The organism is Catalinimonas alkaloidigena (assembly GCF_029504655.1).
GTDB classification, from domain to species: domain Bacteria; phylum Bacteroidota; class Bacteroidia; order Cytophagales; family Cyclobacteriaceae; genus Catalinimonas; species Catalinimonas alkaloidigena.
Window position 1 is genome coordinate 4,442,799 of sequence record NZ_JAQFIL010000001.1, and the last position, 21,375, is coordinate 4,464,173.

A 21,375-nucleotide genomic window follows, 5' to 3' on the forward strand; every position below is an offset into this window, starting at 1 on the left:
AGGAATCGTATGCTGATGAATTTCAGCTCCGGTTCCTGACAAATTCCAGAATCTGCTGACTAAGCCTATCTGAACTTTTGATACAATCACTCACTGATATACCTCCACGAAAGTTACCTCCTATAAAGAAGCCGGGATGTGTCTCTTCAAACTGCTGAAAATAAGCCTCATGCAATGCATGGCCTATGTTATATTGAGGAATCGCTCTGGGCCACACTTTGCTCTCCATCAAAACCGGATCATCAGGCTCAGCAATCATCATCAGCTGCTTAAACTCTTTAATCACTTCTTTTTTCTTGGCTTCCAGATCATCTTTAAGCAAATCAGGCTTACGTGCCCCCCCCACAAAAAGTGTGAAGGTAGCATATTCATCCTCAGCCCGATTTTCAAATATGACTGAACTCCAGATCGCACCGAGAAACGGTCTTCTCTCCTGCCCCGGGATCAAAAAGCCAAAGCCATCCAGAGGCTGTCGTATGGCAGAACGGCGAAAAGCCAGGTAAAGCACCATTACCGGGGGATAATGTATTGCTTCCAGATGCTGAGCGAGAGACTCGTCCATCATTTGAATCGTCTTGGACAAACGGTGGGCAGGAATAGTAGATAATACAAACTCTGATTCTAATACCCTTACCTCATTGTTTTGCTTGATATTTAAGCGAAAGCCTTTTTCATTCTGCTCAATTTTTTCCACCACACTGTCATACTGTATACTGTCATTCATGCTAGCTGCCAGCGCCCGTGGCAAGGTCTGCATCCCTTCTTTAAATGAAAACTGTTGGGCACTTTGCTTAGACGTTTCGCCGCTTTTTTTTCTCTCCCTCGCCCCTGCGATCGCCCCTTTGATCAGACTTCCGTACTTTTCTTCCAATGCGTACAACCTGGGCATGGCTGATTTGACACTGAGCTTTTCAGGATTTCCCGCATAAATGCCGGAGATAAAAGGATCAACCGCATTGGTTAAAAATTCTTCTCCCAACCTATGCCTGACAAAATCAGCAATACTGATGTCTTCTGTAGGATCTGTTTTCTTTACAAAAGGTTCTTTCAGTAAGCGTAGTTTGGCTGAAGCAGGAAACAGATCGGTACCCAAAAACGACAGTGGACCGGTAGGAAGGGATATCAGTCGTTTGTTTTTGAGGATGTAACGTTTCTTGGCTTCCTGATTAGCAAAAATCAACTGGGGCTGTAAGCCCAATTCTTCTACAAGGCGACCAATGAGAGGTGTAGTATCCAAACCACTAGTAGGGCCATAATCAATTAAAAACCCATCTTTTCGCTCAGACTGCATGGAACCGCCTGCTTCGGACCGGGCTTCTACTATCTCTACTTCTATGCCTGCCTTTCTCAGCCAATATGCGGTGGTCAAGCCTGTGATTCCCGCTCCTAAAATGACTATCTTATTTTTTGCCATGATCAAATTTTCTTTCCGGTAATACTATAAAAGTAATTCAAAACAAATCAATATTTACCTTAGTCTTTTCATCGCTACAAATTAGCGCTTTCCTGATTGGTCAGTATAAAAATAATAATATGGAGCCATGTCTTGTTTAAGCATAGATAACATCAGATATAACAAAGCAAATTTTTTCTATCATTTATAGCATAGGTAGGTCTACTAATCCATAAAAATGCTTAATTTAAGCACACCTATACTTATTTTTTTAAGGGTTCATTTAGGTTATATGGGACTAAGAAAATGGAAAAAGAACAAGCATTTTACAAATCGGAACTAGAAACAGTATCCCTTTGGGGAAAACTGAAAGGCCAGAAAGTAGAGAAGAATGCCGTCATTGAGATCAATAACCTACTTTCGGAAAAAGCGGTAATGGATGTTAGGGCTGACGATATTCAGGAGATTATGGATAAGTATGATCTTAATCTCTATACTGATTTTGATGATGGTTCTATGCGTGAATTGTACAAGAAGTACCTGCGCTTCTGCTTTGATGATAATCATCTGGATAGCGAAGAAATTACCCGCCTAAGACACCTGAAAAAGCTACTCGGCCTTACGGACAAAGCAGTAGAGATCGCTAACCATCAGATCTGTCAGGAAGTGTACGAACGTGAGCTTGATGCGGCACTTGAGGATAACCGGCTGGACGCAAAAGAACTTCAGTTTCTCAAGCAACTGCAAAACAAATTACAACTCCCGCAATCCTGGGTAGATTCTATCTACCAACATAAAGCGCAAAGTATTATCATCAGGTTTGTTAAAGGAGCTATTGAAGAAAAGCGTTTGTCTCCTGATGAAGAAAAGGAGCTTAAGGCCCTGATTGATAATTTAGGCATTGAACCTCAATTGGATACTGCCACTCAGGCTGAGCTTGCCAAGTACCGCCTGTTCTGGCAAATTGAAAATGGTGAGCTTCCCAGTATATATGTTCCTATCAAATTAAAAGCTGAAGAATATGCCTACTTTCTGACTGATGTACAGTCATATGAAGAACGAAAGAGCGAAAAAGAAGACGCCACCACTTCCGCGAGCTCCCTGAAGATAAAACTGTCAAACAGCAATTACTGGCATCCGGAGCATACCTCTCCCTTTACAGCTGAAGAAGAGCAATGGAAGTCCATAGTATCGGGAAAGGCTTACATCAGCAGCCAAAGGATCATTCTCAGAGAAAAAGAGAAAGAAAATGAGAAGTCTGTCAAGCTCAGCGTTATCAAAAATTTTGTGGTATATCCTAACGGGCTTATGCTGATACGTGATAAGCAAAAGAAGATATTTCTGCAAACCAATGCCTATACTGATGTTTTTTCTATGATTTTAGGCAGAGTGCTAAGAAATTTGTAAGCTAACTCAATAAAATGCGCTTTAATATTTGTATTGCCTCAGGTTGGCGCATAACTTGAGGCAGTTTTTTTTAATCAGGCCGCACTATGATCAGTATTCAGCAGCTTACTTTTCAGTATAATGCTCATTCTCATCCTATTCATTTTCCCGATTGGCAGGTAGCGCAGGGAGAGCATGCACTGATTCTCGGCTCTTCAGGAAGTGGCAAAACCACTTTGCTTCACCTTCTCGCCGGGCTCCTGAAACCTAGTCAGGGTAAAATAAAAGTTGGGGAAGAAAACCTGGACCGTTTACAAAAAACCAATCTTGATAAGTACAGAGGCAGGAATATTGGATTGGTATTTCAAAAACCCCACCTCTTAAATTCGCTTAGCCTGGAACAAAACTTACTTCTGGCTCAGTACATGGCAGGCTTAAAACAAGATCGTCAACGTGTAAATTCGGTAATTGAGACGCTTGGACTGGCACACCGCAAAAAAGCCCTGGTACACACTTTAAGCCAGGGAGAAGCCCAGAGAGCCTCCATTGCCCGCTCCGTACTCAATACGCCAAAAGTCATCCTGGCTGATGAACCTACCTCCAGCCTGGACGATGAAAACTGTGAAAAGGTCTTATCCATCCTGCGAGAACAGGCCCAGGCTTATCAGGCCACCCTTGTCATTGCCACCCACGACAAGCGTGTAAAAGATATTATTAACAAGCACTACATAATGCGCTAATATGAACTTACTGCTACTTAGCTGGAGCTATATCAAGACCAAACCGTTAAATACTACACTCAATATCCTGCTGCTCAGTTTGGGCATAGCAATTATTACCGTTCTGCTTTTGCTCAGTCGTCAGATGGAAGAGTCACTGACGCAAAACAGCAAAGGAATAGATCTGGTGGTAGGTGCCAAAGGCAGCCCTTTACAGATTATTCTTTCCAGCGTATTTCATATTGATTATCCTACCGGAAACATCTCACTTCAGGAAGCCAAGAACCTTTCACGTAACCGGCTCATACGCAACACCATCCCTATGGCTTTAGGAGACAGTTATCAGGGAAGCAGAATTGTGGGTACTACTTATGAATACCTGAAGCTTTACAATGCGGAAATAACCAAAGGTAGGCTCTGGACTGAAGTGATGGAGGTCGCTGTAGGCGCGCAGGCTGCCCAGGATCTTGGTTTGCAGGCAGGAGATACATTTAGCAGCAGCCATGGGTTGGCAGATGATAATATCAATGTGCATGATGAAAAACCCTATCGAGTGGTCGGCATCCTCGCTCCTACCCGAACTGTGGTTGATAACCTGATACTCACAGCGGTTGAAAGTGTATGGGAAACCCATGCCAGCCATGAACCAGCTGCCAGTGATAGCAGTACTCATGAAGAAGAGGAACACGATCACCCTGATGCGGATTCCGCTCATACACATGCTTATGACTCTATTGCCACACAGGGCTTGCCCTTGGGAGATTCCGATGACCAAATCACTTCTTTATTGGTGCAATATCGTTCGCCTATGGCAGCTGTACAGTTGCCACGCTACATCAATGAGCGCAGTAATATGCAGGCAGCTTCTCCTCCTTTTGAGACTGCACGTTTGTTTTCACTGGTAGGCATTGGCGTGGATTTGTTACAGGCATTTGCATATGTCATTATCATAATTGCGGGGCTCAGCATTTTTATAGCCCTCTACAACGCGCTGAAAGAAAGGAAGTACGATCTGGCGATCATGCGGTCGCTGGGTGCCAGTAAGACTAAGCTCTTTGTTCATGTCATCCTTGAAGGACTCATTATCACCTTATTAGGGAGTATTCTGGGATTGTTATTAGGCCATATCACTATCGCTGTCCTGGGAAAACTTTTTACACAGTCCAGTCAAATAGGACTTTCCGCCTTCAGACCTATATCCGAAGAATATTTGGTGTTGATCGGGAGCTTACTGATTGGAATAGTCGCTTCTGTGATCCCTGCGATAAATGCCTACCGAACAAATATTTCATCAATATTATCACAAGGATAGTCATCAATAGCTGTAAACTAGTCATTAAAAACAGAATAATATTTTGTTTTTCACCTCTTTCTTTTGAGGATACAAAAGCATATTTTGGCTAATTGTGAATCTTCAAATAAAATGACTTAATTTTTCATTAAATAAATTTTTTGGCGTTCAATTTTGAGCATTTGGTTTTGATTGGCTTATTTTTTTGCAATTCTTTTTATTTACAAAATTTATAGCTTTATTAGCGACGAAAATCTGAATTTGTCTTATTTTACAGTATTAAATACGGATTTTTAGTCACTTTTCCCTTGTTTATTTGTTTTTCATGCCTATCAAAAACCATTATTTATGAAAAAAATTGAAGCCATCATTCGGACTTCCAAATTTGAAGAGGTTGTAGAAGCGCTGGCAGCAGTAGGGATTACTTTTCTCTCCTTTTATGATATAAAAGGTCATGGCTTAGAAAAGGAATACCAAACCTACCGCGGTGCTACTTATGATGTAGGATACATACCTCGTACTAAGCTTGAGATCATTGTTTCGGATGGATTTCTCCAGAAAGCTGTAGATACTATTCTTAATGTGGGACGTACCGGAAAGGTAGGAGACGGTAAAATTTTCGTGACCCATGTAGATGAAGTATACCGCATTCGCAACGGAGAAAAAGGTAACGAAGCATTGAATTAAATAATCCAATCACTTAAGCAAAGTTTAAATTCAAAAGACATTATGGAAGTACTATTTACAACAAACAATCTATGGATGATGATGGCTACCATCCTGGTTTTTATCATGCATCTGGGATTTGCCACGCTTGAAACTGGTCTGACTCAATCTAAAAACACTGTCAATATTCTTTTTAAAAATGCCACGATCCTCCCTATAGGCCTTCTTACCTATGCGCTCTGGGGCTTCAACATCATGTATCCCGGCAGTGATTTTGCCGGCAGCTTTTTTGGTTTTGCCGGATTTGGCCTTACCCTTCCAGAAGGAGCCAATGACGGAGGCTATAATGAAGCTTATACCTATTATACTGATTTTCTATTCCAGGCCATGTTTGCTGCTACTGCCGCTACCATAGTATCAGGTGCTGTTGCAGAAAGAATTAAGCTTAACAGCTTCTTAGTCTTCACCCTGTTATATGTTGGTCTCTGCTACCCTATCGTGGGTATGTGGAAATGGGGTGGCGGTTTTCTTGATGCCCTGGAAACCCCTTTCTATGATTTTGCTGGTTCCACTATTGTTCACTCCGTAGGGGGATGGGCTGCATTGGCAGGTGTAATGTTACTTGGAGCACGTCGTGGAAAATATATTGATGGAAAAATTCGTCCCATTCCTGGTCACAGTATGCCTTTTGCTACTGTGGGTGTATTCCTGCTTTGGTTTGGATGGTACGGTTTTAACGGTGGGTCTGTATTAAGTGCTGATCCCGGGCTGGTCTCTCTGGTATTTGTTACTACTACGCTGGCCGCCGCCGCCGGTGCTTTAGGAGCTTTCATCACAGCAGTTATTGTTGTAAAGTCAAATGACCTGACCATGGTGCTCAACGGTATTCTTGGTGGTCTGGTCGGTATTACTGCCGGCGCTGACCAGATGGGAATAACTGATGCGATTATTATCGGGCTTGTCGCTGGTGCCTTGGTGGTTTGTGCCGTTGTGTTTTTTGATCGTATGCGAATTGATGACCCTGTTGGAGCTATTTCTGTGCACCTGGTATGTGGCGTTTGGGGTACGCTGGCGGTTGGCCTATTTGGAGCACTAGCCAGTGGCGCTCAAATCATTAGCCAATTGATCGGTATTGTGTCTGTAGGAGTATTCTGCTTAGCCACTTCACTACTGATTTTCTACGTGCTAAAAGCTACGATCGGCATAAGGGTTTCCAAAGAAGAAGAAACAGAAGGATTGGATATTGGTGAACACAAAATGAGAGCCTATCCCGATTTGCATAAAAACGCTGAAGAAGTTTATTCTTGATTGAAAGTACCTTCATAAAAACCCCCTGCTCACTTCACTGATCTGAGCAGGGGGTTTCTTTTTTTAATGTGCTCCTACTTTCTCTCGCTCTTCCACGCTAGGGCCGTTAACAGGAAGAGTCACTCCCGGAGGCAGGTCCAATTCAGGAAAGTCAAATTCAATAGGTAGTCCTCCGTCATTATTTGACTGGTTGGACTGACGGTTCTTCAATGCATTGATAATGACCAGTACGGTACCAAATGCCAATACGAAAGACGCTATGATAAAGTCTATAGCCATATTTACTGATGGATTTTGAAATAATACAAATGATTTACTGGCGAAATGTATCCGCGGCTTAAAGATAGTAATGACTGTACAAAAACTGAACCTGAAATGATTCAGAGGAATCACTAATCGTATAATTGCTGCATAGCACACCCATCACTACAATTCCACAAACTTCCTCCCATAAAAAACACTCAACTTTATAATTTATTGTAAAAAACTTACCAAGCTCACCCCTTCCTTCTTTTCTGTTTTTTACCTTTGTATGGAAAATCCCCGCATTGCTCTGATCGTAGTTATGCAGCTTGGGGAAAAATGTTACAATCATACTTAAAAGTAGAATATGGAAGTTAAAGGAAAGCTAATTGAAATTTTTGACACCACTCAGATCAGTGATCGCTTTCAGAAAAGAGAGTTTGTACTTGAGTATGCAGATAATCCGCAGTATCCGGAATTTATTAAGTTTGAGGCCATACAAGACCGTTGTGGCATGCTCGATGAGTACAAGGTGGGCGATGAAGTAACCGTCTCCTTTAATCTGAAAGGACGTAAGTGGACTGATCGGCAGGGAGAGACCAAATACTTCAACTCATTGCAGGCCTGGCGGATGCAAAAGGAGTCAGGCACCCCTTCTGCACCTACGCACGAAGCATCATCTACTGACAACTTGCCCTTTGCGGATGAGGGAGGGGACGAGGATGATCTGCCGTTCTGATGCCTATAGGACTGATTTATTTTATTATTTAACAGTAAATCTTTTTTCTTATTTGTATTTATTATAAATAAGACTAATTTTGCTGCATGTCAGGAGTCAGAATAGTATTTAGTAATGGAAGCGGCTGTATTTATCAGGATGATAGAAAGGGTTGCTTCATTTTAGAATATGGAGGGTACAGTTCATCACTGTCTGTACCCTGTTTTTTTTGTCTGAAGAAAAGCTTAGACAAAATCAATATACCTGCAATGCTCGAGAATGTAAGCTCGGCGGCTGATGTGGAAGTCCTTTCTCCTCATGGCTGCGACCGATGTTTCGTACTTTCAGTCACTGAGCTATTAGGCTTAAAAGAGCTGTTCGCGGGAGCTCGTGTCATGCTGGAGCTCAATAGTATTTTACAGGAGCGTATTTATTCCCCTGTCCTTACCTAAACCATACTGTTTAGAACCTTTCCGAATTGATATTCTGGGTAGCATTTTCTGTAACTATCTCCGATATTTATTAGTATAATGAGTAATTCAGATATCAAAAAAATACATTCATGAAAGATTTACTAAGGTTAAAAACATCTCTTACCGAGGAAGTGGAAGGCTTACTTAACGAACAGATTAAGATGGAAGCCAAGTCTTCTGCTACTTACCTTTCTATGGCTTCCTGGTGTGACAGACATGGCTTTGACAATAGTGCTGACTTTCTATACAGGCAGGCTGAAGAAGAAAGAGAGCACATGATGAAAATTTTCAAATATGTAAACGACCTGGGAGGGGCAGCTTTATCTCCTGAAATTTCAGATATTTCTACTGAATTTGATTCTTTCAGGGGTATTTTTGAAGAAGCTTTGCAGCAAGAAATCGCTGTGACCCAATCATTCAACAGGATTGCGGCCAAGTGTCAAAAACTTCATGACTTTACTACTTTCAACTTCCTGGCCTGGTTCCTAAACGAGCAAATAGAAGAAGAATACATTGCTCGTCGTTGTCTGGAGCTTTTTGAAGTCATTGGAGAAGAAGGTGCAGGTCAGTACATGATTGATAAACAAATCGCGAAAGTGACGTACAAAGCTTAAGTTAATTTTATCAAAAATAATATTGCTTGCCCGGCCATTCATTAGCCGGGCTTTTTATTTAAGTCATGGACACTAATCTATTAAAGGAGCTCTGTGAAGTCTTTGCTCCTTCCGGTGATGAGGGTAAGATGAAAGAATTCATCATCAGTTATGTCAAAAAAGAAATGGCTAACTGGAAAGTAAAACCAGAGATCATTGCCGGAGAGCAGCTACAGGACTGCCTGATGCTACGCTTTGGGAAGCCTCGTACCGCTATCTTCACCCATATGGATTCTGTCGGCTTTACCGTCCGCTATCAGGATCAACTCGTACCCATAGGGAGCCCTGAAGTAAAAGATGGCTATAAGCTGGTAGGTGAAGACGAGCTGGGCCCGGTAATCTGTGAGCTCAAAGTTCAACAGCAAAAAAAAGACAAAAAGAAAAAACTCCACTATAAGTTTGGGCGGGGTATTGCCAGCGGTACCAATCTGGTATTTGAATGTGACTTCAAGGAGAAAAAAAAATACATCACCTCCTGCTACCTGGACAACCGCTTAGGAATTTATAATATGCTGAAACTGGCAGAAACATTAGAAAATGGGCTGATTGTGTTCAGTTGCTGGGAGGAGCAAGGAGGAGGCTCAGTGCCCTTTTTGCTGGACTATATCATGAAGCATCATCCAGTAAGCCAATGCCTTGTCGCTGACATAACCTGGGTCACGGAGGGAGTAAAACACGGAGAAGGGGCAGTAATATCTCTAAGAGACCGAAACATTCCCCGCCGTCCATTTGTAAATAAAATCATAAAGCTGACTGAAGAGTCTGAAGTACCCTTTCAATTGGAAGTGGAAGGAGAAGGCTCCAGCGATGGTCGGGAAATTCAAATGTCACCTTATCCGCTGAACTGGTGCTTTGTTGGGGTTCCGATTGCCAATGCTCATACGCCACATGAGAAGGTGCACAAAAAAGATATTCAAAGTTATTTAGACATTTACCACTACCTGATGCTAAGTTTGTAATATGAAAATAAACGATAAATCCTTTGTCCCCTTTATAGAAGAAGATAAGATACAGGAAACCATTCGTAGGATAGCTCAGGCAATCAATCAAGACTATGCCGGACGAAAGCCTATACTGGTAGCTGTACTCAATGGAGCTTTTATGTTTGCTTCCGATCTGGTAAAATGTCTGGAAATAGAAGTGGAAGTAAGCTTCGTGAAAGTAAAATCCTACCAGGGAACACAAAGTAGCGGACAGGTGAAACAACTTTTTGGGCTGGACACTTCACTGGAAGGCAAAGACGTTATTCTTCTTGAAGATATTGTAGATACTGGTTTTACCGTACAGCACCTTATCAAAGTACTTGAGGAAAAAAGCCCTGCCAGCATCAATATCGCTAGTTTACTTTTTAAACCTGATGCCTTACAGACACCAGTCGATTTAAAATACAAAGGGATTGAGATTCCTAATAAGTTTGTAGTAGGCTACGGTCTTGATTATGAGGGGTTTGGAAGACAATATAAAGAAATTTACCGTCTGGCAGAGTAGCCTCTTTGCTGTATTTTACAATAATATTATTATTAGTATCATCTAGCGTTTATATTTGCCAGCTTATCACGGCAATCACTGAATTATTTCATTAAAACAACATCGCCATGCTTAATATCGTACTTTTTGGCCCTCCCGGAGCCGGGAAAGGAACACAAAGCGAAAAACTGATAAAACATTATAATTTACTGCACATCTCTACTGGGGACCTTTTCAGAAAACACCTGGGAGAGGGAACAAAGCTGGGGCAAAAAGCCAAAAGCTACATGGATGAGGGTAAGCTTGTGCCCGATCAACTGGTAGTAGATATGGTTGACGTTAAACTTCAGGAAAATCACGATGCATCAGGAATCATATTTGATGGCTTTCCCCGTACCATTCCTCAGGCTGAGGCGTTAGACAAATTACTGCAAAGCAAAGATATGCCCATAATTGCTACCGTTATGCTGGAAGTACCGGATGAAGAACTGATCAACCGGCTGTTGGAGAGGGGGAAAACTTCAGGCAGAACTGATGACCAGGATCGTGCTAAAATTGAAACTCGCCTGAATGTATATAAGCAAGAAACCTTGCCAGTAGCTAATTATTACGACAAGCAGGATAAGCTTGCCAAAGTAAACGGTGTAGGTGCGATTGATGATATTTTCCAGCGCATCTCCAGCGCAATAGATAGCAGAAAGGTGTAGGCTTAGCTTGACGATGAACTTTTACAGCACGCCTAGCCTTAAATAAATAGTTTATTACCTACAAATACCTCCTGCTTTGGCATCATCCAACTTTATTGATTACGTAAAATTCTGTGCCCGCTCGGGCAAAGGAGGAGCTGGCTCTGCCCATCTCAGGCGAGAGAAGTTTGTCCCTAAAGGAGGGCCGGATGGAGGTGATGGCGGAAGAGGAGGGCATATCATTCTGCGGGGCAATGCCCAGCACTGGACATTACTCCACCTCAAATACCAAAAGCATGTAATTGCCGAGAGAGGTGAGAATGGAGGGGGAGGCAGGAAGTCCGGTGCCCAGGGTGAAGATGTGATCCTGGATGTTCCGCTTGGTACACTGGCAAAGCATGCTGATAGTGGAGAAGTTGTAGGAGAAATAACTGAGGATGGACAGGAATTCGTACTGCTGGAAGGAGGACGGGGAGGCTTAGGAAACGATCACTTCAAAACCTCCACTTTTCAAACCCCTCGCTTTGCCCAACCGGGTGAGCCTGGTAAAGAAGAGTGGTTCATACTGGAGCTAAAAGTGCTGGCTGATGTCGGGCTGATTGGCTTTCCTAATGCCGGAAAATCCACCTTGCTTTCTGTGATCTCCGCAGCTCGTCCTGAAATTGCTGACTATCCTTTTACTACCCTTACGCCTAACCTGGGTGTGGTGGAATACAGACAGTACAAGTCATTTGTAGTCGCTGATATTCCCGGAATTATTGAAGGGGCGGCTGAAGGTAAAGGGCTGGGAACTCGCTTCCTGAGGCATATTGAGCGAAACGCTGTTCTTCTTTTTATGATTCCGGCTGACAGCAAAGACATCAACCAGGAGTATGATACGCTTTTGGGTGAGCTGGAACGTTACAACCCTGAAATGCTGGATAAAAAACGCCTGTTAGCGATTACCAAGTCCGACCTGCTGGATGACGAACTTACCCGGGAAATGAAAGCGGAAATCACGATTGATATTCCCTATATATTTATTTCAGCAGTAGCAGAGAAGAACATTAGTCAGCTCAAAGATCTATTGTGGCAAACATTACAATAGTTAGTAGCCTGTCATCTTGTCACTTCTTTCGCCATTGGCAAAATAGTTGAACTTCTTAAGCGAAAATTAACTATTGATAAAATAATTATAGTTATGGCTCATAACGAATCAGAAGAAAACAAGCAATATACTGAAGTAACTGCTGAAGAGAGTATGAAAGAGCAACCCAATATGGAGAAAGATAATACAGACTCAATACAAGAAGAGGCTGACAAAGCTTCTGACCAAAATGTAGAGGCTGACGATACGACAGCGCAAGACGATACTATTCAAAAGTTGGAAGAGGAAGTATCTGCCGCCAAAGATAAGTATCTCCGACTATATGCGGAGTTTGAGAATTACCGTAAACGTACTTCTAAGGAAAGGTTAGACTTGGTAAAAACTGCCAATGAAGAACTTATTCTGGACTTACTAACGGTAGTAGATGACCTTGAACGCTCGCTTCAGATCTTTGAAAACAAAGAAGAAGTGGCTCCTATGTATGAAGGGATCAGTCTGGTCAGTCAAAAATTTCATAAAGTCCTGACACAAAAGGCCCTCAAACCTATGGAAGTAGGACCCGGCAGTGATTTTGACAGTGACTTTCACGAAGCAGTAGCTCAAACCCCTGCTCCCGAAGATAAGCTGAAAGGTAAGATTGTGGATGTAGTAGAGAAGGGATACTTTTTGGGAGAAAAGGTGTTGCGCTATGCTAAAGTTGTAATCGGACAATAAAGCTTTATGGCAAAAAGAGACTATTACGAAATATTAGGGCTTTCTCGGGATGCGTCCCAGGATGAAATAAAGAAGGCTTATCGGAAAACAGCTATTAAATTTCATCCGGACAAAAATCCTGATAACCCGGAAGCAGAAGACAAATTCAAAGAGGCAGCGGAAGCCTATGAGGTGTTACGTGACCCTGACAAGAGGGCACGTTACGACCGCTTTGGTCATCAGGGTGTCGGTAGCGGCGCCGGTGGTGGCGGAGGCATGAACATGGATGATATTTTCTCACAATTTGGAGATATCTTCGGTGGCTCAGCCTTTGAAAGCTTCTTCGGTGGCGGCGGTGGAGGGCGTGGACAGCGCCAGCGTAAAGGCTCAAACCTACGCATAAAGCTTAAATTAACGCTTCAGGAAGTTGCTCTTGGCGTTGAGAAGAAAATAAAAGTGAAGCGCTATGTCGCCTGCGATGTATGTAACGGTAATGGCGCTAAAAACGGTACGGCAGTCACCACCTGCCATACGTGTAACGGTACCGGACAGGTGAGAAAGGTTGTCAATACCATGTTAGGACAGATGGTTTCCGCCAATACCTGCCCCACATGTGGAGGAGAAGGAAAAACCATTGACGAAAGATGCGACAATTGTCATGGTGAAGGACGCATATTGAAGGAAGAAGTAATCCCTGTAAAAATCCCTGAAGGTGTAGGCGAAGGCATGCAGCTTTCTATGGCAGGCAAAGGCAATATGCCTAAGCGTGGTGGGGTGCCCGGAGACCTGCTCATTGTGATTGAAGAGGCTGAAGATGAGTACCTGAAAAGAGACGGATCCAACGTAATATATGATCTCCACCTCAGCTTCGTAGATGTTACATTAGGTACTAACGTTGAAGTACCAACCATAGATGGAAGCGTAAAGATTAAAATTGACCCTGGTACTCAAAGTGGTAAAATCTTAAGGCTTAGGGGTAAAGGTATCAAAGAGATAAACGGCTATGGACAAGGTGATCAACTCATTCATGTAAATGTATGGACACCAAAGTCTGTGAGCGATAACGAAAGAAAAATGCTGAATGAGCTTAGAGATTCACCTAACTTTAAGCCTAATCCGGGAAAATCTGACAAAAGCTTCTTTGAGCGAATGAAAGAATTTTTCTAAGAAAACCAGACAGACTTTTTCATCAACTCCTTATCAAGCAATGTCTTACGGCATTGCTTTTTTTATTAGTTACGTGTCAGGAGCAACCTGATTGAAGATGTTTTCGTATTCAAACACATGAAAGTTTTATTAGTATTGATCACAAGTACAATACTGACAGTAGCAGGAGGGCAGGCCCAGACGAAGCAGCATTATCATGTATTGCCAGTGGATGAACAGCAGGTTGTAAGGTTGGAGATGAATGCGCCATCTGTTTCCTGCCGCATCAATTCTACGTATAATATGCGTGCGGTAAGTATCTATGGCTATCCCGAAAATCAGGATTTCAACCCAATTGTTTTCAATAAGGTTAGTAATAACGAACACCTTGTAAAGTTAAAGTTTGAGGACCCAACGGAGAACTTCACATCAAGTATTTCCAGCAGGGTGTTTAAACAGCTAAATGATGGATCTGATAAGCCCTGGCATGTTTATCTGTCACGGGGAATACCTTTTGACCTGGATTTACATTATGGCATGGGTAACTCTTCAGTAGACTTATCCGGCCTTTCGGTTGAGAATTTTAAAATAAGTACCGGAAGTGCCGATGTCAAAGTAGGCTATTTTGACAATGTGTCTAACCGTATACCTATGGACACTTTTTATGCTAAAGTAGACATGGGGGTCCTGGAACTTGACCAAATTAACCTGTCCCGTGCAAGGGAAGTAGTAGCCGATGTAGGCTTCGGCAGATTGATGGTGCACTTTAGTGAGCAGATAGCCGAGAAAAGTAACATCAAAGCCAGCGTGGGAGCCGGCAGTATGATCGTATTGCTGGACGACCCGGATATTCCTTTGATTGTTTATATAAATAACTCTCCTCTATGTCGTATTAAGATGCTTAAACAGTTTGAAGAGATTGAACCTAATGTATATGTCAATCAAAGTTATGATGAGAATGCGAAGAACCTTATCAGTTTTGACATTGATGTCGCTATGGGTAATGTCATCTTCAGAATGAATGAGTAATTGATTAGTTAATTTTGTCTATAAAAATAGGAGGGCGTAATCAGTAATTACGCCCTCTTTTGTTGGCTTCCCGTTACGACTAGGATATATTTACAGTTAAATACTTTAAGAGTCATATATGTATGAATATACTTGAGGCGGAACAGATAAGTAAGAGGTACGCTAAGCATGAGGCGCTTCGTGAGGTTAGCCTGCAAATTCCCCGGCAGGCTATTTTTGGTTTATTAGGACCCAATGGAGCAGGAAAAACTACTTTAATCCGAATCATCAACCAGATTATCAATGCTGACAGTGGCACTATTTATATCAAGGGTGAAAAGCTCAAACCCAAACATATAGCTGATATAGGTTACCTGCCTGAAGAGCGCGGCCTCTACCCTAAGATGAAGGTAGGTGAACACTTGTTGTATCTTGCCCAGCTCAAAGGCTTAAACGCCCGCGATGCGATCAACCGCATCAATGACTGGTTTGATAGACTGAATATCAGTGGGTGGAGTGAAAAAAAGATAGAAGACTTATCTAAAGGAATGCAGCAAAAAATACAGTTCATTGCTACCGTTGTTCATGAACCTGATCTGATCATTCTGGATGAACCTTTCACGGGTTTTGACCCGGTTAATGCGAACCTTATCAAAGATGAGATCCTGAAACTGAGAGAAAGTGGAAAAACCATCATTTTCTCTACCCACCGCATGGAATCGGTAGAAGAAATGTGTAGTCATGTTGCGCTTATCCATAAGGCAGAAAAAATACTGGATGGTACCAAAGCTGAAATCAAGAACCGATACCGCACAAATACTTTCCTGGTAGCACACAGTGGTGTACTGAACGGACTTAATATGGAGTATACGCTGCTTGAGGAAAAAGCTCTGGAAAATGGAGACTTGTACTCTACCCTGCAGATAGATGCTTCTTATGCACCCAATGACTTGCTCCGTGAGCTGATCAACTGTGTAGAAGTGCATTCTTTTCAGGAGAAGATTCCCAGCATGAACGAGATTTTTATCAGAGAAGTACAAGAAAACTAATATGAACAAGATCGGACTAATCATCAAACGTGAGTACCTGACCAGAGTGCGTAAGAAGTCATTCATCATCATGACACTGATCGGCCCCCTGGTTTTCGCTGCCATCGTTATCGTACCGGTATGGTTGGCATCTATGGACAGCTCTGATACCAAGATCATCTCAGTAGTAGATGAAAGCGGATTACTGGCCGAAAGCTTTCTTAACTCAGCCGTTGGGGATGATAATATCATCTACCAATATGTCACTGAGCCAGTTGAAAGTGCCAAGGCAGAGGTAAGCCAGGGCCAGCAATTTGGCCTGCTCTACATTCCACAGATAGATGTAGAAAACCCTCAGGGCATTACACTTTTTTCGGAGAGTAGTCCCAGCTTAAGCATGATCAATGGCATAGAACGTATGCTCCAGGATGAAGTCAAAAATATCAAACTGGAGCGCTCCAACATCAGTAGAGAAACGCTGGATCAGTTGGAAACCAATATAGATATACAGACCATTAGCCTGACAGAAGCGGGAGAGCAACAGGGAGATGCTGGAGTAGCCTCAGTAGTAGGTTATGTAGGAGCTTTTCTTATTTACACTTTCATCTTTCTGTACGGGGCGCAGGTAATGCGTGGAGTGATGGAAGAAAAATCAAACCGTATCGTGGAAGTGGTTATGTCATCCGTACGCCCTTTTCAACTGATGATGGGCAAAATCATCGGTGTTGCCTCGGTAGGGCTTACGCAATTTCTCCTCTGGATTGCACTGACATTCGGGCTGGCTACAGTTTTTTTACAGGGCTTCAGTCCGGAAGATCTGGTAAGGCAGCGCAGCGAACAAATTAGCCAGGGTATGCCTGAGTCTGATATGGCTCAATCGGAAATGGCAATGGGTCTGCAAGAGGCGCTGGCATCTCTGGATGTTACAGGCTTTGTATTAACTTTTTTGTTCTATTTCTTAGGAGGGTATTTGCTGTATGGAGCTCTTTTTGCAGCTATAGGCTCAGCCTCAGATTCCAACACAGATACACAGCAGTTCATGCTCCCCATCTCTACTCCCCTCATACTCTCTATTGTAACTTTAGGGGCGGTGCTGAATGAACCTAATGGCACACTGGCGATATGGATGTCCATGATCCCCTTTACTGCACCGGTAACCATGATGATGCGCATACCTTTCGGCATCCCTACCTGGCAACTTATACTGTCAATGACACTACTGGTAAGTGGATTTATTTTTACCACCTGGATAGCCGGAAGAATTTATCGTGTAGGAATACTTATGCACGGTGCTAAAGTCAATTATAAAGTGATGGCAAAATGGCTCTTGTCCAATCAGTAAATTTGTACAAACCGATGTAAAGCACTAATATTCTTATCGTTATGGATAATTTATTGTCTCATATTCGTTAATTTACATGTATATGGCTATATCCAAACCACTTAAGCCAGCAGAAAATTGATTTCGTACATGAAGAAGCGTGTATATTCTAAAGAAAAGGTGGATAATATCTACCAAAAAAAGAACACTGTAAAGATTGTAGTCCTGATCTTTGCAACGCTCATTGCCGGAGGTTCCGTCTACTATACCAACAGCCTGGTAGAAGAATTAAAAGAAAGAGAAAGGAGTTTCATTAACCTCTATGCCGAAACGCTGGAAATGGTAGCCAACTCCGAGGGTGACGATATACCGTTTCTCTTCCAGCAGGTGATTGTTCCCAACAACAGCATACCTGTTATATTGACAGATAGCTATGGCAACTATATTGAAGGGCGGAACTTAGGCCTTAAGGATTCTTACAGTGAGGAAAAGCGAGCCCGTATCATTGAAGAGCAACTTGAGGAGATGCGGGCATTGTATGATCACATTGAAATTGTACTCACCAATCCCACTACCGGCATGGTAGACGGCTATCAATTTGTATACTATAAGAATTCTTTCCTGCTCACCCAGCTTCAGTACTACCCTTACGTGCAGCTTTCTGTAATCGCTGTTTTTGCTCTGCTAACCTACACTGTATTCAGTTATTCCCGGAGGGCAGAACAAAACCGTGTTTGGATCGGTATGGCCAAAGAAACCGCCCACCAGTTGGGTACTCCCCTATCCTCTCTGATGGCCTGGCTGGAGTTCTTCCGCTCCGATCCCGATCGTTATGATCCCGCAATAATAAAGGAACTGGACAAAGATATTCAACGACTGGAAATGATCACTTCCCGCTTTTCAAGCATCGGCTCTGTCCCCACCCTTAAAAAAGAGAATATCACTTCAACGATCAAAGGAACCATCCACTATCTTGAAAAACGGATTTCTACCAAGGTGAAGATGCAGGTACAAAGCACCTCTGATGATATTGATGTGCTGATGAACCGGCCGCTGTTTGAGTGGGTCATAGAAAATATTTGTAAAAACGCGGTTGACGCCATGAGTGGTGTGGGCAGTATCAATATTGAGATCAGGCAGGAAAAAAATAAAGCTATTATAGATATTGCCGATACGGGAAAAGGGATTCAGAAATCTAAGGTAAATCAGGTATTTACTCCTGGATATACCACTAAGAAGAGAGGCTGGGGCCTTGGCTTGTCATTGGCACAGCGTATCATAGAAAACTACCACCGAGGTAAAATCTTTGTCAAAGAGTCTGAAGTAGACGTAGGCACTACTTTCCGCATCATTCTCCACACAGAAAAACGCTCCGTCAATGGAGAAAAAACACAAAACAGGCCAGAATTGATGAAAGAACATTAATCTCTTTTCTCGTTCATCACTGCTTTATTCCTGTTCATCCATCTTTTTTTGATCTCCTCCTGCTTTGTGTTTACTTCACGACATGATCTATTGTACTTTTGATAAAGTAATAACAATGAGACGACAGCTTTGTAATCATGTATATTGTTTATCTCTAATACATAAAAATTATGTCAGGACACTTTTCATTTTTTAAGAAGCAGGCATTTGTGTTTTTATTGCTTTCAGGCATATCCTTATCGGCTTGGGCGCAGGAAAGTGAATCTCAGGAAACACTTTTCGGAGATTTTACCATCACCAATTCCGGTGGCTATGGTGGACCGGCGGTACGCCTTTCTGCCATCAGCGGTGATTTTGCCGCTTTTTTTGGGGGCTACGGAGGCTGGTACCTCAACAAGAGGTTTATGATTGGTGGTGGTGGCTTTGGCCTGGTCAATAACCTCCCTGTACCCCTAGATATGAGGGTTGACCCTAACCTGGACCTTCACTACGATATGGGGTATGGCGGTTTTATGTTTGAGTATGTGTTTAACTCAGACCGCATATTACACCTGATGACGAATGTGCTGGTAGGAGGCGGAGGCATAGAGCAGGATTTTGAAGGGCTAAGCGATTTTTCAAATACACAAAGTGCCTTCTTTGTGTTTGAACCGGGAGCGCATTTAGAAGTCAATGTAGCCCCTTTTTTCAGGGTAGCCGGAGGAATTACCTACCGCCTGGTCAGTGGCTCTGATACAGTGGGCATTCAGGATAGCGATTTGAGTAGCATGAGTGTGGCACTCAGTTTGAAATTTGGCTATTTTGACTAATGCTTCCCCAAAGATCCCAGCACTTACGACTCTACCAAAATACCCTGATCGCTATCTCGGGCATGAGCCTGCTGATTCCCGGTATTTTTGTGCTCAAAGCTATGTTGACCGGAAGTCAATGGACGCCGGCCAATGAGAGCCGGCTGATTTATAAAATTGTTTTCACTTTTTACCGTATCTACTGCCATCTTCGCGGCCAATATTGCAACGGTCCGTAGCCTGGATAAGCTCATACCCTGGAACCGCAATGTGAGCAGGCGAATCCTTGTTGAAATCCTCATCACTTCGCTGAATGCGATATTCATTATACTAGTCTGGACCTACGTTTACTTTTATTTATTGAATGTAGAAGATGAGCAGTTCACGTCTTCCCTGTTTAACAACATTCTGATTGCCCTGATTGCCAATGCGATTGCCACTTCTATCATGGAAGGCAGTGCTTTTTTCAGAGCATGGAAAGCATCGCTGATTGAGTCGGAGCGTATGCAAAAGGAATATTTAAGGACGAAATATGAAGCACTTAAAACCCAGATTAACCCCCATTTTTTGTTCAATAGTCTCAACACTTTATCTTCTTTGGTGCATACTGATCCTGACCTGGCTGAGGAGTTTATAGATGAGTTCGCACGTTTCTACCGCTATATTTTGGAAATCAAAGACAAAAGCCTGGTAAGCCTGGAGGAGGAGCTAAGCATGGTGGAATCTTATGTGTACCTACAAAAGATCCGCTTCGGAGACGCACTGATGATTGAGAATCATATTGGTATGGAACATATGCAGAGGCAAGTCCCTCCACTCACCTTACAGCTTTTGGTAGAAAATGCGATAAAACATAATGCGCTAAGCGCTGAGCACCCACTCACCATCCGCATGGAGGTACTTGAGCAGTGCCTACAAATTTCAAATAATTTGCAAAAAAGAGATGAAGACGTATTTTCTACCGGAATCGGACTCCATAACCTTGAAGCAAAATACCGCATCCTCTCCACAAAAATGCCTGAGTTCTACCCTAAAGAAGAGTATTTCGTAGCCACTATTCCTCTACTCCAAAAGAACGTTAGAAATGCAAGTACTGATTATTGAAGATGAAAAACCCGCCGCCGACAAGCTGATCAGAAGCCTGGAAAGGATTGACCATGAGATTGAAGTGCTGGATACCCTAGGCTCGGTGCAGCAGGCTGTTGGGTGGCTTAAAGAAAATCGTGCGGATCTCATCTTTTTGGATATCCACCTTTCCGATGGGGTTTCTTTCAAAATCTTTGAGCAGCTTCAAAACGCTGGAATAGAATATATTCAGACACCTATCATATTCACCACAGCTTACGACGAATACGCTATAGAAGCTTTTAAACTGAATAGCATAGATTACCTTCTCAAACCCGTAAACCGACGAGACCTGGAGGCCAGTCTTCAAAAATACCGGCATTTACAGGAACAAATTCCGCCGCTGCAGCAGAACTTTAAGTCACTGATAGATAGCCTGCGAAAGCCTGCTTACAAAAAAAGGTTTATGGTGAGTTTTGGACAAAGGATGAAGAGCATAGATACCCATCAGATTGCTTACTTTTATGCGCATGATAAGCTGGTACAGATGCTTACCTTTGAAAATCAAAGATATGTGGTGGACCATACCATACAGCAGCTTGATGAGATACTTGACCCGGAAATATTCTTTCGTATCAATCGTAAATTTATGGTCAATATAGAGGCTATTGAACAGATGCACAGCTACTCCAAGAGCAGAGTAAAACTTGACCTCAGGCCCGAAAGTACCATGGAGGCAGTAGTAAGTGTAGAACGTTCATCTGATTTTAAAGCGTGGCTTGATCGCTAAAATTTACTAGCTTTGCGCAAA

24 protein-coding genes are annotated in these 21,375 nt (G+C 42.7%); 22 read left to right on the plus strand and 2 right to left on the minus strand.

What is annotated here, in order from left to right:
* Positions 1–22 precede the first annotated feature (22 nt).
* Positions 23–1,414 carry a protoporphyrinogen oxidase gene (gene hemG / locus OKW21_RS18050; RefSeq protein ID WP_277481740.1) on the minus strand — a complete coding sequence of 464 codons (1,392 nt, stop codon included), beginning with the start codon at positions 1,412–1,414 and terminating at the stop codon, positions 23–25.
* Between the two features lie 285 nt (positions 1,415–1,699).
* Between hemG and OKW21_RS18055 the strand changes: the two genes are divergently transcribed.
* The 5 genes from OKW21_RS18055 (at position 1,700) to OKW21_RS18075 (ending at position 6,763) form a co-directional block, all read left to right on the plus strand.
* A complete protein-coding gene (locus OKW21_RS18055) occupies positions 1,700–2,800 on the plus strand; it encodes a hypothetical protein (RefSeq protein WP_277481741.1) in 1,101 nt (366 codons plus the stop codon).
* Between the two features lie 86 nt (positions 2,801–2,886).
* Entirely contained in the window at positions 2,887–3,519 is a 633-nt protein-coding gene (locus tag OKW21_RS18060; protein ID WP_277481743.1) for an ABC transporter ATP-binding protein, read from the plus strand.
* Position 3,520: 1 nt separating this feature from the next.
* Positions 3,521–4,810, plus strand: a complete 1,290-nt coding sequence (locus OKW21_RS18065) for an ABC transporter permease (RefSeq protein WP_277481744.1) — start codon at positions 3,521–3,523, stop codon at positions 4,808–4,810.
* A 327-nt stretch (positions 4,811–5,137) separates the two neighbouring features.
* Positions 5,138–5,476 carry a P-II family nitrogen regulator gene (locus OKW21_RS18070; RefSeq protein ID WP_277481746.1) on the plus strand — a complete coding sequence of 113 codons (339 nt, stop codon included), beginning with the start codon at positions 5,138–5,140 and terminating at the stop codon, positions 5,474–5,476.
* A gap of 42 nt (positions 5,477–5,518) precedes the next feature.
* Positions 5,519–6,763 carry an ammonium transporter gene (locus OKW21_RS18075; RefSeq protein WP_420870113.1) on the plus strand — a complete coding sequence of 415 codons (1,245 nt, stop codon included), beginning with the start codon at positions 5,519–5,521 and terminating at the stop codon, positions 6,761–6,763.
* Positions 6,764–6,826: 63 nt separating this feature from the next.
* On the opposite strand, the gene OKW21_RS18080 is transcribed toward OKW21_RS18075, so the two are convergent.
* The gene (locus tag OKW21_RS18080) at positions 6,827–7,042 is read right to left on the minus strand and encodes a hypothetical protein (RefSeq protein WP_277481747.1); all 216 of its coding nucleotides are present in this window, start codon (positions 7,040–7,042) and stop codon (positions 6,827–6,829) included.
* A 331-nt stretch (positions 7,043–7,373) separates the two neighbouring features.
* On the opposite strand from OKW21_RS18080, the gene OKW21_RS18085 reads away from it, so the two are divergent.
* From OKW21_RS18085 to OKW21_RS18165, 17 genes are all read left to right on the plus strand, one after another.
* Positions 7,374–7,745, plus strand: coding sequence for a DUF3127 domain-containing protein (locus OKW21_RS18085; RefSeq protein WP_277481749.1), 372 nt, complete (start codon positions 7,374–7,376; stop codon positions 7,743–7,745).
* A gap of 248 nt (positions 7,746–7,993) precedes the next feature.
* Positions 7,994–8,176: a hypothetical protein gene (locus OKW21_RS18090; protein ID WP_277481750.1), complete on the plus strand. Its 183-nt coding sequence runs from the start codon at positions 7,994–7,996 to the stop codon at positions 8,174–8,176.
* Between the two features lie 110 nt (positions 8,177–8,286).
* A complete protein-coding gene (locus OKW21_RS18095; protein WP_277481752.1) occupies positions 8,287–8,811 on the plus strand; it encodes a ferritin in 525 nt (174 codons plus the stop codon).
* A gap of 65 nt (positions 8,812–8,876) precedes the next feature.
* On the plus strand, positions 8,877–9,809 hold the full coding sequence (locus tag OKW21_RS18100) for an aminopeptidase (RefSeq protein WP_277481755.1): 933 nt from the start codon (positions 8,877–8,879) through the stop codon (positions 9,807–9,809).
* 1 nt (position 9,810) lies between these two features.
* Complete coding sequence (gene hpt / locus OKW21_RS18105) at positions 9,811–10,338, plus strand: hypoxanthine phosphoribosyltransferase (protein ID WP_277481757.1); 528 nt, start codon at positions 9,811–9,813, stop codon at positions 10,336–10,338.
* A 107-nt stretch (positions 10,339–10,445) separates the two neighbouring features.
* Positions 10,446–11,024 carry an adenylate kinase gene (locus tag OKW21_RS18110; protein ID WP_277481760.1) on the plus strand — a complete coding sequence of 193 codons (579 nt, stop codon included), beginning with the start codon at positions 10,446–10,448 and terminating at the stop codon, positions 11,022–11,024.
* 76 nt (positions 11,025–11,100) lie between these two features.
* The gene (gene obgE, locus OKW21_RS18115) at positions 11,101–12,090 is read left to right on the plus strand and encodes a GTPase ObgE (protein ID WP_277481763.1); all 990 of its coding nucleotides are present in this window, start codon (positions 11,101–11,103) and stop codon (positions 12,088–12,090) included.
* 93 nt (positions 12,091–12,183) lie between these two features.
* Positions 12,184–12,804, plus strand: coding sequence for a nucleotide exchange factor GrpE (locus OKW21_RS18120; RefSeq protein WP_277481765.1), 621 nt, complete (start codon positions 12,184–12,186; stop codon positions 12,802–12,804).
* Between the two features lie 6 nt (positions 12,805–12,810).
* Entirely contained in the window at positions 12,811–13,950 is a 1,140-nt protein-coding gene (gene dnaJ / locus OKW21_RS18125; protein WP_277481766.1) for a molecular chaperone DnaJ, read from the plus strand.
* Positions 13,951–14,067: 117 nt separating this feature from the next.
* Positions 14,068–14,958: a hypothetical protein gene (locus tag OKW21_RS18130; RefSeq protein ID WP_277481769.1), complete on the plus strand. Its 891-nt coding sequence runs from the start codon at positions 14,068–14,070 to the stop codon at positions 14,956–14,958.
* A 122-nt stretch (positions 14,959–15,080) separates the two neighbouring features.
* A complete protein-coding gene (locus OKW21_RS18135; protein ID WP_277481771.1) occupies positions 15,081–15,986 on the plus strand; it encodes an ABC transporter ATP-binding protein in 906 nt (301 codons plus the stop codon).
* Between the two features lies 1 nt (position 15,987).
* On the plus strand, positions 15,988–17,307 hold the full coding sequence (locus OKW21_RS18140; RefSeq protein ID WP_277481773.1) for an ABC transporter permease: 1,320 nt from the start codon (positions 15,988–15,990) through the stop codon (positions 17,305–17,307).
* A gap of 129 nt (positions 17,308–17,436) precedes the next feature.
* The gene (locus tag OKW21_RS18145; protein WP_277481775.1) at positions 17,437–18,711 is read left to right on the plus strand and encodes a sensor histidine kinase; all 1,275 of its coding nucleotides are present in this window, start codon (positions 17,437–17,439) and stop codon (positions 18,709–18,711) included.
* Positions 18,712–18,881: 170 nt separating this feature from the next.
* Positions 18,882–19,520, plus strand: a complete 639-nt coding sequence (locus OKW21_RS18150) for a hypothetical protein (RefSeq protein ID WP_277481777.1) — start codon at positions 18,882–18,884, stop codon at positions 19,518–19,520.
* Complete coding sequence (locus OKW21_RS18155; protein WP_277481779.1) at positions 19,520–19,738, plus strand: hypothetical protein; 219 nt, start codon at positions 19,520–19,522, stop codon at positions 19,736–19,738. The genes OKW21_RS18150 and OKW21_RS18155 overlap by 1 nt, the downstream gene beginning before the upstream one ends.
* Complete coding sequence (locus OKW21_RS18160; protein WP_277481781.1) at positions 19,677–20,603, plus strand: sensor histidine kinase; 927 nt, start codon at positions 19,677–19,679, stop codon at positions 20,601–20,603. Before OKW21_RS18155 ends, OKW21_RS18160 begins: the two co-directional genes overlap by 62 nt.
* Entirely contained in the window at positions 20,584–21,354 is a 771-nt protein-coding gene (locus OKW21_RS18165; protein WP_277481783.1) for a LytR/AlgR family response regulator transcription factor, read from the plus strand. The genes OKW21_RS18160 and OKW21_RS18165 overlap by 20 nt, the downstream gene beginning before the upstream one ends.
* Positions 21,355–21,375 lie beyond the last annotated feature (21 nt).

What these genes read in the sequence shown, in the direction of transcription:
- hemG (WP_277481740.1), bottom strand. Translation starts at nt 1,414, where the DNA reads ATGGCAAAAAATAAGATAGTCATTTTAGGAGCGGGAATCACAGGCTTG.
- OKW21_RS18055 (WP_277481741.1), top strand. Translation starts at nt 1,700, where the DNA reads ATGGAAAAAGAACAAGCATTTTACAAATCGGAACTAGAAACAGTATCC.
- OKW21_RS18060 (WP_277481743.1), top strand. Translation starts at nt 2,887, where the DNA reads ATGATCAGTATTCAGCAGCTTACTTTTCAGTATAATGCTCATTCTCAT.
- OKW21_RS18065 (WP_277481744.1), top strand. Translation starts at nt 3,521, where the DNA reads ATGAACTTACTGCTACTTAGCTGGAGCTATATCAAGACCAAACCGTTA.
- OKW21_RS18070 (WP_277481746.1), top strand. Translation starts at nt 5,138, where the DNA reads ATGAAAAAAATTGAAGCCATCATTCGGACTTCCAAATTTGAAGAGGTT.
- OKW21_RS18075 (WP_420870113.1), top strand. Translation starts at nt 5,519, where the DNA reads ATGGAAGTACTATTTACAACAAACAATCTATGGATGATGATGGCTACC.
- OKW21_RS18080 (WP_277481747.1), bottom strand. Translation starts at nt 7,042, where the DNA reads ATGGCTATAGACTTTATCATAGCGTCTTTCGTATTGGCATTTGGTACC.
- OKW21_RS18085 (WP_277481749.1), top strand. Translation starts at nt 7,374, where the DNA reads ATGGAAGTTAAAGGAAAGCTAATTGAAATTTTTGACACCACTCAGATC.
- OKW21_RS18090 (WP_277481750.1), top strand. Translation starts at nt 7,994, where the DNA reads ATGCTCGAGAATGTAAGCTCGGCGGCTGATGTGGAAGTCCTTTCTCCT.
- OKW21_RS18095 (WP_277481752.1), top strand. Translation starts at nt 8,287, where the DNA reads ATGAAAGATTTACTAAGGTTAAAAACATCTCTTACCGAGGAAGTGGAA.
- OKW21_RS18100 (WP_277481755.1), top strand. Translation starts at nt 8,877, where the DNA reads ATGGACACTAATCTATTAAAGGAGCTCTGTGAAGTCTTTGCTCCTTCC.
- hpt (WP_277481757.1), top strand. Translation starts at nt 9,811, where the DNA reads ATGAAAATAAACGATAAATCCTTTGTCCCCTTTATAGAAGAAGATAAG.
- OKW21_RS18110 (WP_277481760.1), top strand. Translation starts at nt 10,446, where the DNA reads ATGCTTAATATCGTACTTTTTGGCCCTCCCGGAGCCGGGAAAGGAACA.
- OKW21_RS18120 (WP_277481765.1), top strand. Translation starts at nt 12,184, where the DNA reads ATGGCTCATAACGAATCAGAAGAAAACAAGCAATATACTGAAGTAACT.
- dnaJ (WP_277481766.1), top strand. Translation starts at nt 12,811, where the DNA reads ATGGCAAAAAGAGACTATTACGAAATATTAGGGCTTTCTCGGGATGCG.
- OKW21_RS18130 (WP_277481769.1), top strand. Translation starts at nt 14,068, where the DNA reads ATGAAAGTTTTATTAGTATTGATCACAAGTACAATACTGACAGTAGCA.
- OKW21_RS18135 (WP_277481771.1), top strand. Translation starts at nt 15,081, where the DNA reads ATGAATATACTTGAGGCGGAACAGATAAGTAAGAGGTACGCTAAGCAT.
- OKW21_RS18140 (WP_277481773.1), top strand. Translation starts at nt 15,988, where the DNA reads ATGAACAAGATCGGACTAATCATCAAACGTGAGTACCTGACCAGAGTG.
- OKW21_RS18145 (WP_277481775.1), top strand. Translation starts at nt 17,437, where the DNA reads ATGAAGAAGCGTGTATATTCTAAAGAAAAGGTGGATAATATCTACCAA.
- OKW21_RS18150 (WP_277481777.1), top strand. Translation starts at nt 18,882, where the DNA reads ATGTCAGGACACTTTTCATTTTTTAAGAAGCAGGCATTTGTGTTTTTA.
- OKW21_RS18155 (WP_277481779.1), top strand. Translation starts at nt 19,520, where the DNA reads ATGCTTCCCCAAAGATCCCAGCACTTACGACTCTACCAAAATACCCTG.
- OKW21_RS18165 (WP_277481783.1), top strand. Translation starts at nt 20,584, where the DNA reads ATGCAAGTACTGATTATTGAAGATGAAAAACCCGCCGCCGACAAGCTG.